The organism is Nostoc sp. DedQUE04, assembly GCF_034530995.1.
GTDB lineage: Bacteria > Cyanobacteriota > Cyanobacteriia > Cyanobacteriales > Nostocaceae > Nostoc.
The window spans coordinates 78307-90995 of the sequence record NZ_JAVRCA010000031.1; the positions used below are offsets into that span (position 1 = coordinate 78307).

14 protein-coding genes and 1 pseudogene are annotated in these 12689 nt (G+C 42.1%); 3 read left to right on the forward strand and 12 right to left on the reverse strand.

Annotation, left to right across the window (positions count from 1 at the left end; translation table 11 throughout):
• Window positions 1-138: 138 nt before the first annotated feature.
• Entirely contained in the window at window positions 139-1578 is a 1440-nt protein-coding gene (gene zds / locus RM049_RS21065; RefSeq protein WP_322705549.1) for a 9,9'-di-cis-zeta-carotene desaturase, read from the forward strand.
• 41 nt (window positions 1579-1619) lie between these two features.
• Entirely contained in the window at window positions 1620-2063 is a 444-nt protein-coding gene (locus tag RM049_RS21070) for an SRPBCC family protein (protein WP_289798880.1), read from the forward strand.
• 106 nt (window positions 2064-2169) lie between these two features.
• On the opposite strand, the gene RM049_RS21075 is transcribed toward RM049_RS21070, so the two are convergent.
• From RM049_RS21075 to RM049_RS21095, 5 genes are all read right to left on the reverse strand, one after another.
• Window positions 2170-2511 (reverse strand): hypothetical protein, encoded by a 342-nt coding sequence (locus RM049_RS21075; RefSeq protein ID WP_322705550.1) that lies wholly within the window; start codon window positions 2509-2511, stop codon window positions 2170-2172.
• 195 nt (window positions 2512-2706) lie between these two features.
• Complete coding sequence (locus RM049_RS21080) at window positions 2707-2925, reverse strand: type II toxin-antitoxin system HicB family antitoxin (RefSeq protein WP_322705551.1); 219 nt, start codon at window positions 2923-2925, stop codon at window positions 2707-2709.
• 57 nt (window positions 2926-2982) lie between these two features.
• Complete coding sequence (locus tag RM049_RS21085; protein ID WP_289798882.1) at window positions 2983-3219, reverse strand: 2Fe-2S iron-sulfur cluster-binding protein; 237 nt, start codon at window positions 3217-3219, stop codon at window positions 2983-2985.
• Between the two features lie 124 nt (window positions 3220-3343).
• Window positions 3344-4828 carry a cobyric acid synthase CobQ gene (gene cobQ / locus RM049_RS21090; protein WP_322674259.1) on the reverse strand — a complete coding sequence of 495 codons (1485 nt, stop codon included), beginning with the start codon at window positions 4826-4828 and terminating at the stop codon, window positions 3344-3346.
• Window positions 4829-5119: 291 nt separating this feature from the next.
• The gene (locus RM049_RS21095; protein ID WP_322705552.1) at window positions 5120-5524 is read right to left on the reverse strand and encodes an Npun_F0494 family protein; all 405 of its coding nucleotides are present in this window, start codon (window positions 5522-5524) and stop codon (window positions 5120-5122) included.
• A gap of 198 nt (window positions 5525-5722) precedes the next feature.
• On the opposite strand from RM049_RS21095, the gene RM049_RS21100 reads away from it, so the two are divergent.
• Window positions 5723-6160, forward strand: coding sequence for a peroxiredoxin (locus tag RM049_RS21100; RefSeq protein WP_289798885.1), 438 nt, complete (start codon window positions 5723-5725; stop codon window positions 6158-6160).
• A gap of 77 nt (window positions 6161-6237) precedes the next feature.
• Here the strand turns inward: RM049_RS21100 and RM049_RS21105 are convergent, their stop codons facing one another.
• The 7 genes and pseudogenes from RM049_RS21105 to RM049_RS21135 all read right to left on the reverse strand — a co-directional run bounded on the left by RM049_RS21105 (window position 6238) and on the right by RM049_RS21135 (window position 12530).
• On the reverse strand, window positions 6238-6636 hold the full coding sequence (locus tag RM049_RS21105; RefSeq protein WP_289798886.1) for a hypothetical protein: 399 nt from the start codon (window positions 6634-6636) through the stop codon (window positions 6238-6240).
• Between the two features lie 39 nt (window positions 6637-6675).
• Window positions 6676-7563 carry an ABC transporter permease gene (locus tag RM049_RS21110; protein ID WP_322705557.1) on the reverse strand — a complete coding sequence of 296 codons (888 nt, stop codon included), beginning with the start codon at window positions 7561-7563 and terminating at the stop codon, window positions 6676-6678.
• 195 nt (window positions 7564-7758) lie between these two features.
• On the reverse strand, window positions 7759-8778 hold the full coding sequence (locus tag RM049_RS21115) for an ABC transporter ATP-binding protein (RefSeq protein WP_322705553.1): 1020 nt from the start codon (window positions 8776-8778) through the stop codon (window positions 7759-7761).
• Between the two features lie 135 nt (window positions 8779-8913).
• Window positions 8914-9894 (reverse strand): choice-of-anchor A family protein, encoded by a 981-nt coding sequence (locus RM049_RS21120; protein WP_322690404.1) that lies wholly within the window; start codon window positions 9892-9894, stop codon window positions 8914-8916.
• Window positions 9895-10096: 202 nt separating this feature from the next.
• Window positions 10097-10243, reverse strand: a pseudogene (locus tag RM049_RS21125) (hypothetical protein); the annotation flags it as partial.
• Window positions 10244-10438: 195 nt separating this feature from the next.
• On the reverse strand, window positions 10439-10942 hold the full coding sequence (locus tag RM049_RS21130) for a DUF2059 domain-containing protein (RefSeq protein WP_322690403.1): 504 nt from the start codon (window positions 10940-10942) through the stop codon (window positions 10439-10441).
• Window positions 10943-11048: 106 nt separating this feature from the next.
• A complete protein-coding gene (locus RM049_RS21135; protein ID WP_322705554.1) occupies window positions 11049-12530 on the reverse strand; it encodes an aminotransferase class I/II-fold pyridoxal phosphate-dependent enzyme in 1482 nt (493 codons plus the stop codon).
• Window positions 12531-12689: the final 159 nt, after the last annotated feature.

The following is a 12689-nucleotide window of genomic DNA, read 5'->3' on the forward strand; positions in this document are numbered from 1 at the left end:
GGGACTAAAAGAAGTAATCAAAGAGTTTTTAGTATCGATATTGGCAAGCATTAATATGCTGCTGGAGTTGATATTAAGTAGCAAATTCCGACACCAACCCAGTTACAATCTGTAAAGAAACTGAAAAGGAACGACGGAATGCGTGTTGCAATCGTAGGTGCGGGACTGGCTGGGCTAGCAACCGCAGTGGATCTAGCTGATGCTGGTTGTGAAATAGAGATTTTTGAATCTCGTCCGTTTGTCGGCGGTAAAGTTGGCAGTTGGGTTGATGGAGATGGCAACCATCTAGAAATGGGGTTGCATGTATTTTTCGGGTGCTACTACCAACTATTTGACTTAATGAAAAAAGTGGGGGTGTTAGAAAACTTACGCCTCAAGGAACATACCCACACTTTTATTAATAAAGGGGGGCGCACTGGTGCTTTAGATTTTCGTTTTCTTACAGGTGCGCCTTTCAATGGGTTAAAGGCATTTTTCACTACTTCCCAACTATCGTTGCAGGATAAATTGCAAAATGCGATCGCTTTGGGTACTAGTCCGATAGTTCGCGGATTGGTAGACTTTAACGGGGCGATGAAAACTATCCGCAATTTAGATAAAGTTAGCTTTGCCGATTGGTTTCGCAGTCATGGTGGAAGTAATGGCAGCATCAAGCGGATGTGGAACCCCATTGCCTACGCATTGGGATTTATTGATTGCGAAAATATGTCTGCCCGTTGTATGTTAACCATATTCCAGCTATTTGCAGTTAGAACTGAAGCTTCAGTTTTGCGAATGCTGGAAGGTTCTCCAGCTGAATATTTACACAAACCAATTCTGGAATATCTGGAAGCTAGAGGCACCAAAGTTTACACGCGTCGGCAAGTGCGGGAAATTCAGTTTACTGAGTCAGCTGAAGAAACGCGTGTAACTGGTATAGTAGTTGCCCAAGGTGATACAGTAGAAACGATCGCAGCTGATGCTTACGTTTTTGCCTGTGATGTTCCAGGAATTCAACGCATCCTACCCCAGGAGTGGCGTAAGTGGTCAGAATTTGACAATATTTACAAACTGGATGCAGTGCCAGTGGCTACAGTGCAGTTACGCTTTGATGGTTGGGTAACAGAACTGAACGATGGAGAGCAACGTAAACAGTTAAACCATGCGGCTGGAATCGATAATTTACTTTACACAGCCGATGCTGACTTTTCTTGTTTTGCCGATTTAGCGTTGACTAGCCCTGCTGATTATTATCGCCCAGGACAGGGTTCACTGTTACAGCTAGTGTTGACACCAGGAGATCCGTTTATTGCCCAAAGTAATGAAGCGATCGCACAACATGTTCTCAAGCAAGTCCATGAACTGTTTCCTTCGTCGCGAGAGCTAAATATGACTTGGTACAGTGTTGTAAAGCTTGCTCAGTCTCTCTACCGAGAAGCGCCAGGGATGGATGCATACCGTCCCAACCAAAAAACACCAGTAGATAATTTCTTCCTTGCCGGGAGTTATACTCAGCAAGACTACATCGACAGCATGGAAGGTGCTACTATTTCTGGACGACGTGCGGCAAAAGTGATTTTGGAAAGTTTGAAGAAATAACTAACCGCGAAGGGCGCAAAGGGCGCAAAGGAAGAATAGGAATGTCAGACTGGTTAGAACATACTGTGCAGGTAGAAGTAGAGGCTCCCATAGATTTAGTATGGAGCCTCTGGTCTGATTTAGAGCAAATGCCCCGGTGGATGAAGTGGATTGATTCAGTGAAAATTCCGCCAGATAATCCAGATATATCTCTTTGGAAATTAAAAACTGGCAGTCTAGAATTTTCTTGGCAATCCCGAATTCTCAAAGTTATTCCTAACCAAATTATCCAATGGGAATCTGTTGATGGTTTGCCAAATCAGGGAGCGATTCGCTTTTACGATCGCCACAATAGTAGCATTGTGAAAATGACTATTTCCTATGCTATCCCCGGCATTCTTGGCAAAATTATGGATAACTTGTTTTTGGGGCGGATAGTTGAATCAACGATTCAAGCTGATTTGGAAAGGTTTAAAGAATACGCGCTGAATGTTAAAGCTAATTGATATAGATGGCAAAATCAGGCAGTAGGAAATAATGTATAAAAGTTTCTTACTGTCTGATAGGAAAATATCGATTTGTTAAGGGCCTGAATACTTTTAATGGTTAATACTACACTGGAAAACAGTGTTTACATTTATTGAGTGTATAATTTCCAATAAATTCATTGGTGTCATGCCAGTAGAGCGGGATTTCTGTACCGTCGAGACAATGGTCAATTGGGCTATCATCGTCTAAATTATAAATACCCCAAAACTCTTCTAAATTTGCGTATGTTAGGTTGTGAGGGCCACGGAAATTACTTAGACCAACGAGATGTAATTCTCCGCTTTCTGGATTGAGGATGTAGTTGTAGCCATCATTTACAAAGTCTTGGTATTGCTGTACATTTCTTGATAATCTAGTTCTTGCAATTCTAGGTCTTATAATCTTTGCAACTCTTGAATTTGACATATTAACTATTGCCTCTTCTTACTAAAAAATTTCTAGTCCTTAACTATAAAATTCTCTAAATTTAAAACTACAGTAATAACACCTAAAAATCCTGTTGAAATCAAAATAAACTTGAAGCGTGCAAATTGTACAGCATTAGTCACTAGCTACTAAGGTACGTTAGGCGCAGCATTAGTTACCACCTAGTAAATTGCGTTAATGCACTCTACTTACTGTTGGTTCTGGAAGTGGATCGCTGACAGCTTCGTAAGCAATAATTAGAGACTCTAAAGCTTCAATTCCATTTGCCACAGCTAACTCGTAAGTATCCCCATGAGTCCGCCAGCGTTGTCCTAGAAAATCAGGAAATCCTACTAAGAAACAATCATCTTCCTCAGACCACTTAATTACCATTTGGTATTTAAGCTTACTCATCTTGTTTCTTTACCTCTATTTCCTCATTTGACATTTTAAATTTAGAGGATTAAAAAACTACCAAGTTGGATCGCTAAACAAATTAATCGTCAATTCCTCGCGTGGCGGTACTCCGGTAATACAAGCGCGAACAATCTCTCCATCCTCTAATTCGACGGTGCAAGCGTGACAAGATCCCATGAGACAACCGGTGGGAATAAACACCCCAGCCCGGTCTGCTACATCTAAGAGGGCTTCTCCCACTTCGGCATCTACTGTGACATCATCTGGTAAAAAGCGGACACGAACAATCATCAATATTACGCATTTAATAGAGTTGTCATTTGTCAGTTGTCATTTGTCCTTTGTAAATGACCAATACTTCGACTATGCTCAGTACAAGTGACCAATGACCAATGACATTTCAAGGGATTTTAGCTTAAGACAAAAACAGACTTAAGTCTAAATGGCTTTCAACTTCAATGGCTAAAGAGTCCAAAATTTGCTCTCGCTGTTCTCGGTAGTTAGCAACACCGGTGGGCAAAGATTTTAAACCTCGCTGTTGACGGAGGCGATTTAACCAAGCCCGTCGCCAAGGCCCATTGTCAAAAAGCCCGTGAAGGTAACTGCCCCACACTGATTGACAACTATCTACTAACCCTAAATTAATATCGTCAAATAGGGCATGGTAGGATTGAATATCTATGCCTTGCTGTTCGATACGCGATCGCCCTTGGTGAATTTCAAAGCCATTAACTGGCAAGCCTTGTTGGGGATAATTTGAGCTAACTTGGCGCTGACGGGCGATTTTTTGTCCTGTAATTACAGTTCTGATTGGTAAAAGATTTAACCCTTGAAATCTGCCAGCTTGTCCCTCTATCCCTTCTGGGTCGGCGATGATTTGACCGAGCATTTGATAGCCACCGCAGATACCTAAAACCGTTCCCCCAGAAGCAGCGTAGTTTTGGATAGCTTCTGCCATACCGCTTTTTTGCAACAGTAGCAGGTCAGCAATTGTGGTCTTTGTACCTGGGATAATTACGGCATCAGGATGTCCTAAATCTTGCTTAGGACTTAAGTATTTAATTGAAACTGTACTTTCTGATTCCAGTGGGTCAAAGTCGGTGAAATTGGCAATTCTTGGTAAGCGGATGACAGCAATGTTGAGGTCAGTTTGGGCTTTATTTGACGACGATTGACGTTCTAGCAAGTCAAGTGAATCCTCGGCTGGAAACATTTGTTGCAAGTAGGGTATAACACCGATAACGGGGATACCTGTGCGTTCTTCTAACCATTTTATCCCCGGATCTAAGAGCGATCGCTGCCCTCGAAACTTATTGATTACTATACCTTTAATTAAGGCGCGTTCATCTGGTTCCAATAACTCTAAGGTACCAACAACATGGGCAAAAGCACCACCCCGGTCAATATCAACTACTAACATGGTTGGTGCATTTAAATGTTTTGCTACCCGCATATTAGTTAAGTCGCGGTGCTTGAGGTTAATTTCCGCAGGGCTACCGGCACCTTCACAAACCACCATGTCAAATTCTGTTCCTAAATGCTGTAGCGATTCTTCAATTGTCCGCCACCCCAGTTCAAAATATTGCTCGTAGTAATCTGAGGCACTCACTTTGCCTACAGACCTCCCTTTAATAATTACTTGAGAAGTCATATCCCCTTGAGGTTTGAGTAAAATTGGGTTCATTTCTACCCAAGGCACGACTCCCGCAGCCCAAGCTTGCACTGCTTGAGCATAGCCAATTTCTCCACCACTGGCAGTAACATAAGCATTTAAAGCCATATTTTGACCTTTAAAGGGAGCCACTCGCCAACCACGCCGCGATAAAATGCGACAAATAGCTGTAGTTAAAAGTGATTTCCCTGCATGGGATGTTGTCCCCACCACCATAATTGATTTCATAGTTGCTATCACTTAGTTTTTCAAGATACAGAGTTAATTTTTAGGAGCGAACAACAAGGCAGCAAGGGGAGTGGAAAAGCAGGGGAGCAGGGGAGCAGAGGAGAAAGTTGCAGTAAGTTTTTTCCCTCTGCCCCTTTGCACCTCTGGCTTTTGTGCCCAATGCCCAATGCCCACTATAACCATCACAAATAGCAGTTGCACGGTTATGGTAAAGACTTCATGAATAGATATGATGTTTCCGTGTATATTGTTCCCTTTGATTCCCTAATCCTAACTCTTGGATTTTTTATTCTAAAAAGGTATCCGTAACCAACGAATCATTGCATCATAGAAGCGATCGCGCCATGAAGGAGTACGCCAATTTTTTCCCTGATACTGCTCCACTAACTGGCGTCCCAAGGGAGTGAGACGAAAACTATCTGTAATTCCCTGACCATCAACTTCTCGGCGCAATACACCTACTTGAATCAACCAGCCCAAAGCGTCATCACAGGCTAATTCTGATAAAGGGCGTTTAGTATAGCCCTGCTTGAGTCCATTTTCCAGAGCGATCGCAGTTACTGATACACTCTGATGACCCATCACTTCAAATAAAGATACATTAAAAGGCGAACACACTAGCGATCGCTCGGCTCTGTCTACTGTGCTTTGAGGATAGACAAAAATATTTGGGTTTTGGGAATCAACAGCAGGCATCGTCTATGGGTATAAATTTTTCTTCTAACAAAGATTAATTTAATAATATATTTTTTCTCGTACTAAATACCCCATTAAACCAAAATTAGTTACCTAAAGTATATTTATTTATCCTATTTTTTAGTAATTATATTTAAACATTATAAATTAATGTAAAATTTCAAGTGCATCAACAATCTGAAACAGGAAAGGTTAATTATGCCTCTAGCAGTTGGTACGGATGCACCTGCATTTACCGCCAAAGATACAAACGGCAACACAGTCTCGCTATCTGATTTTGCCGGGAAGACAGTTGTTTTGTATTTTTACCCCAAAGATGACACACCAGGCTGCACCAAACAAGCCTGTAGTTTTCGGGATGCCCAGTCTCAATATCAAGGTAAAGATATTGTCATCTTGGGAGTCAGTGCAGATGATGAAGTCTCCCATCAAGCATTCACCCAAAAATATAATTTGAATTTTCCCCTACTGGCTGACAGCGACAAATCCCTAATCAAAGCTTTCGATGTGGATGGCGGTGGTTATGCCAAGCGCGTCACCTACGTAATTGACCCCAGCGGCAAAATTACCCATGTTGATGCTAATGTAAATACCAGCAACCATGCTAGCGATATTTTAGCTGCACTTGGGCTGTAGTTTTTTACCTGATAACTCAGGATTTTTTAAATAGTCTTAGCCCCAAGCCTCTAGAGGCTTGGGGTTCTTTGTTTGATTCAATTACCTGATGGTGGTGTCACCAATGGCGGCGTAACTGATGGTTGTGTAACCGTTGGCAAACTGAGGGTAGGTTGCTGTTGTTGACCTTGAATTAGTTTTTGTTGCCTTGCTTTAAAGGCTGCTGCTGCTGAGTTTAGTTCTTCGTTCTGTTGGTTAGAATCCCAGTTGAGATTCCCGAAATTTGCCCGATGAATCAGATCGAACATATTAAAATTGTCTGAGTTGGAACGGGCGAAAGGATCGGTATTTTGGTCTGTTGTACTATTGCTGGGGAAAGCATCCGTTGGGCTGCTGATTTGAGCGGAACTTGGTTGAGCCATGAGCAAGGAAGCAAAGCTAATTCCTGCTGCCGTAGCTAGAAAGAGTCTAGTAATTTGTAAAAATGGTTTTTTCATGGGTTTTGACCCTAAATAAAATTGATCTATTTTATCTTTTTAAGCCAGAGTCCGCCGCAGTTGGGGTTGAATACTCAGCAAGGCGACTAGGGCAAAGCCAAACAACACCAGCAATGCTCCCCCAAAGGTAACATCGCCCCAAGGAGCCTGCATCACTATACTACTTAGTCCCCAATTACTGTGGAAATAGAGATAGCGAATTGGTTCGATCGCATAGCTGAGAGGATTCAGGGTAGCCACAACCTGCAACCACTGAGGCATAAAGGATAGAGGTGCTAAAGCAGTACTCGCAAACAATAATGGTAGGTTAGTGACAAAAATCACTGCAATCAATTCAATATGTCCGGGTAAAGCAAAAGCTAAACCAAGGGAGATGGCTGTTACACCCAAAGCTAAGAGTAAGACAATTAAAGCGATCGCACTTAAACCAGCTATATTGGGTAGTCCTGCGCCCAAAAATGCTGCTGCTGCAACAATTACGGCTGCTTGCAACAAACTTTGGCTGATAATAAAAATGGCTGAGGCAAAAACAATGGAAAACCGCGATGCCAACGGTGCTACCAGCAAACGATTCAAAAAGCCGAACTCGCGGTCAAACATTACCGGTAAACCAGCATTTAGCGCCCCAGCAAAAGCTGTAAACACAATGATGCCAGCAGCTAAAAATTGACCGTAATTTGTTGTATTGCCAAATATACCCTTGGGAGCATTTTGGAATAAAGCACCAAATAGCACTAACCACATTACTGGTTGAATAATTCCAGCAACCAAAGATGAGGGACGGCGTTGCAATTGAATAAACAAGCGACGAGTTAAAGCCAACGTCTCTTGTACCAATTCACCGAAAAAGTTAGGTGCAGTATTAACATCTGCTTGCGGCGATGCTAATGGCTGCCAATTGATATCAGACTTAGGAGTAACACTCATAGCAATTTTGGATTTTGGATTTTGAATTTTAGATTGGGCATTGGGCATTGGACATTGGGCATTGGGCATTGGTCAATATTCTTCTTCCCCTGCTTCCCCTGCTCCCCTGCCCCCTGCCCCCTGCTCCCTGCTCCCTGCCCCCTGCCCCCTGCTCCCTGCTCCCTGCTCCCTGCCCCCTGCCCCCTGCTCCATTCCCTATCTCATATTCTGCTTCTTCTCAGCTTTGGGATCGCGGGTGGCGACGGCTGCGAGTTCTGCATCCAATAAGGTGCGTCCTGTGGCAGCGAGATAAACGTCATCGAGGCTGGGGCGAGATTGGGCGATGCCAAATATGGGTAAGCCAGCGGTATTCAGCGCTTGCTGTATGTTAATCAGAACATCATTCTGAGGTGTCACTACCAAGTTGAGTGAATTACCTTGAGCGCTGTTGATGATGACTTCTTGGACAAAGGGCAAAGGTTTCAAGAGGTTTTTAGCTTTTTCAGCTTCTTCAATGGGGGAAAACTCGCGGATTCGCAAGGTGATGCGATCGCCCCCTACTCGATCTTTCAATTGCGAAGGTGTATCACTTGCAATTACAACGCCGCGATCTATAATTGCCACGCGATCGGCTAAAGCGTCAATTTCTTCTAAGTAATGGCTGGTAATTACTACCGTCGTCCCAGAGGCGCGTAATTTTTTCAGGAAATCCCACACCACAAAACGAGTTTCTATGTCAAGCCCTACAGTTGGCTCGTCCAACACCAAAACATCTGGTGCATGGAGCAATCCAGCAGCCAGGTCTAGGCGCTTACGTAAACCGCCAGAGTAGGTTCCTGTCTTTTTGTTGGCGTATTCTTGCAAACCGAGTAAGTCTAATACCGTCTCAATCCGCTGTTTGGCTATTGCCTTTGGAAGGTGATAAAGTGCTGCTTGCAATTGCAGCAGTTCTTTTCCAGTCAACACCTTATCTATAGCGACTTCCTGAGCTACGTAGCCTAGTCGTTGTCTTGCCACTTTCGGATTATCTAACACAGAGATGCCAGATACTTCGATAATGCCTGCATTCGGTGTGGTTAGCGTACACAAAGCACGCAAGGTTGTAGTTTTCCCAGCACCGTTGGGGCCAAGTAAACCAAAAATTTCTCCTGATTCTACCTGAAAAGAAACATCCTGGACGGCAACCACTGTACCGTAACGTTTTTGCAGATTTTGAATTAAAACGGCGGGAGCCATGACAGCCGATCCCCAACTATACAAATCTCAATAAAGTCTATCTTTATTGTAGAAGGTAGAGAGCAAGTAAATAGCGCATGAGCGAAAATCTGTAAACAAATTCCCGTTATGCGCTATGCTGCCAAAAATTTTTAATTATTCTAAACAAGTTGCTTGATTGCGTTTGTAGCGAAACAAACCAAATACGACAGCAACTAATCCTAAACCTGGAAGATTTCCAGGCTCTGGAACTTTACGAATGGGAGGCTTAGGCGGAGTGTAGTACTTTATTGGCACATCTGGCAGATCGCCATTAAATAGATAGTTGTGAGACTCACCATTTCCTGTCAAAGAAGCTACCACGACATTGCCGTTAACTTGACCGTTATTGAAATTGAAATTAGCCAAAGGCGCAAGAATACTACCTTGGATGCCAATTCCACTAGCAGTTAAGTTAGTTGCTTCATAAAAGTTGTAGATTACCTTTTGTTTATCTGCGCCAATGATATTAAACCCAAAGTTTTGCAGCGACACATCCTTACCGCTAATATTGACAACGATAGTTGAATTTGCGTCCCCCTTAATTTCAAAATAATTTGTCTTGGAGACAGATGAGCCTGCAAGATTAAAAACATTGAAAGCAGTACCACTGCCACTAAGGTTAATAGCACCCCAAGGTTGAACTGTTGTGTTACCAGTAGGAGTCAAGGTTGCCAAATATTCAGATAGTCCTCGCAGTTGTTTCCCTGCTTCATTGAAGTTGATGGGATTTCCCTGGCTGAGAGTTCCTTGGGGAAATCCCACATTGCTGGATACATTGGCACTGCCTCCATAGACAGCATTACCGTGGTAGACTTGACCGTTGCTCAGAGTTAAATTCTGTCCAGCAACTACTACGTTGCCGCTATTACCAGAAAGTCTGCTTCCAAGTCCGCCGACAAAATTGATGTTACCGCCAGCAGCAACTTTTCCTTCGATATCTGTATATTTTTGAGAGATATCTCCCAAAACAAATACATTGTAATCAGAGGCAGCGCCTAACTCAACTGCGTTCGCTCTTGCTGAGAAACCCAGCGCTAGAGTGACTACAATCGGAACTGTTACTAACCCCCAAATATAATAGGTTTTTGATTTCATCTTCTAGTTTAGGAATCATCAAGACGATCCTATGGGTATAAATCAAAGATTGCACTAGTTAGCTAGCTATTTTTATTGAAGTTTCACATTAGTATAACTACTATATACTTTTATCCAAATTATCTGCTCAACCGCATATTTACTGTTGACTGCATGAATTAAATTTTTATCAACAATAATTCAGGAGTTAGGAGTTAGGACGTTATTTCAAAACTTTCAAAGTTTTGAGGCTAGTGTCATTGTAACCACTGATAAATCCCCCCATCGCCTGGATGTGTTGCAGGTAATCAAGAATGGATTTTGTGATGACTTCTCCCGGCATTAACAAGGGAATTCGTGGAGGATAGGGATCTTTATTGTAGAAGGTGGAGAGCAGAGTTGATCTGAGTTTAAAGTTGCTCGATCGAGGAAGTAAACAATAGACAGAGGGAGAGTAGGGGAGCAAAAAGAATCTTTCTTTTTTCCTGCTTTTTGGCAGGATTGGTAATTGAGCAAAACCTAAAAATTACCCATTCCTAAATTCCAGTTAACATCATAGACCGCTTTATCGACTAGGGCGGATATATCCTTCTGCTTCCAATTTTTTTAAGGCACTTTGGGCTGCTACTTTTCCATATCTTATACCAATAGCAGTAGATTCCTGACTGATTTGAGGAATAACGGTAATTGTTTTTTGTCCTAAAGGTGTCTGATAAAATGCAATGATTTGTTTGATTTCCTCATTAGTAAAGTATTTATTATAAATAGGAATAATCTCATTTACAATATCATCTATCTTGAGTTCAGCAGCAAAAGTATCCCAAAATTTTTGAGGAACTTGAGGGTATTCGGACTTGAAATCATTTAATAGTTGAGTGATAATCTGTCTAGAAAGATTTTTCGCGCCAGTTATCTCTAACAATTTCTTGATATTATTATTTTTTTCTATTTCTTGAGCATTGTTACTTGGTGCAATAGTATTAGTTGGACTTTGAGCAAAAGTAACTCTATTGAAGGTCGTTACTAAGGAAAGTACAACTGCTGGTACGAACAAAAAATTTATCTTCATTGATTTAAATTTATTTTTAAGAGAGGATTATTTAGGTAAGTTTGACAAACGAGGAAAGATTGTGAGTAACGATCTCAAATTATTATCCTTAAATTTACCATATAAGTCATTCTTTTACTACCTTTAGGGTGCGGAAACTACTATCAGCACAACCACCGATCAATCCTCCCATTGCCTGGATTTGTTGCAGATAGTCAAGGACGGGTTTAGCGATCGCTTCTCCCGGCATTAACACAGGAATTCCTGGGGGATAGGGACAGACGATTTCAGCACAGATGCGTTTATTGGTTTGTGTCAAAGGTAGGATTTCACTGACAGCAAAAAAAGCTTCACGGGGAGAAAGTTGGAAAGCATAATCTAGTGTTTTGTCTAAATTTAGCCAAACCTGGTTTTTAACAGTCAAGTTGCTTCGGCGATATTCTTTGGCGAGGGTGGTGAAAGCTTGCACTAATTGTTCAATATCGGCTGGGGTGTTGCCCAAACTAATGATAAAAGTGAGATGTTGCAGTGAGGCAAATTCAGCAGTGACAGCAAATTTTTCATCTAGAATTTCATCTGCTTCAAATCCGGTTAAACCTAAACTAGAAACAGTGACAGTTAGTCGCGTTTTGTCTAAAGTTACAAAGCCGGGAGATCCTCCCAACCCCCCTTTTAAAGGGGGGCTTAAAACTGATAATCCAGGAATTTGACTGATTTTTGTTCTAGCTTCTTCAGCAAGTTGCAAAGTGCGAGACATCAACATTTTTCCGTGGAGTGCCATTTGCTGACGCGCTGCATCTAAAGAAGCTAAAAGTAAATAACTAGGACTGGTAGATTGTACGAGTTGCAAAGCTTTACTGATGCGATCGCCATTTATCCTATCACCCTGGATATGCAGCATCGATGCCTGTGTCATCGCACCGAGTACTTTGTGGATGGATTGTACAGTTAAATCTGCACCTGCGGCTAAAGCTGGAGTGGGTAATTCTGAATGAAAGGCAAAGTGTGCGCCGTGTGCCTCATCTACGAGTAGAGGGACATTATATTGATGTGTAATATTGGCGATCGCACTCAAATCTCCACAAACACCGTAATATGTGGGGTAAACTGTCAACACTGCTTTGGCATCGGGATGTTGTTGGAGTGCAGATTGTACAGCATTGGGCGTGATGCTGTGGGCAATATCTAAAACTGGATCGTATTCAGGATTGATGAAAATTGGTATTGCACCAGAGAGAATTAAACCTGCGATCGCCGAAGAATGCACATTGCGAGGCAGAATAATTTTATCGCCTGTGCCACAGGTAGCCAGAATTGCCGCTTCAATCCCACAGGTAGAACCATTGACAAGGAACCATGTTTGCGAAGCACCAAATACCTCAGCCGCCAGTTGTTGTGCTTCTTGAATAACGCCTTGGGGTGCAAAGAGATTATCTAAATCTGCTAATTCGGTTAAATCAGCGCGAAAGACAGCTTTACCAAGTAAATCGGCCAAAGGTTGAGAAATTCCCTCACCTAGTTTATGTCCTGGAGTGTAAAAAGGCGCATGAGGTCTTGCTGCATTAGCTTTTAAGGCATCTAATAAAGGTATTTGGTTTTGATTGAGCATTTTTGGGAAAACGAACCGTTAATGATAGAATCTTAAATCTGCTAGGGCATATTGAGTACTCCAAAAAACAAATGAGTACTCCAAAATAACAAATGAGTACTCCAAAATAACAAATGAGTACTCCGAAATAACAAATGAGTACTCCGAAATAACAAATGA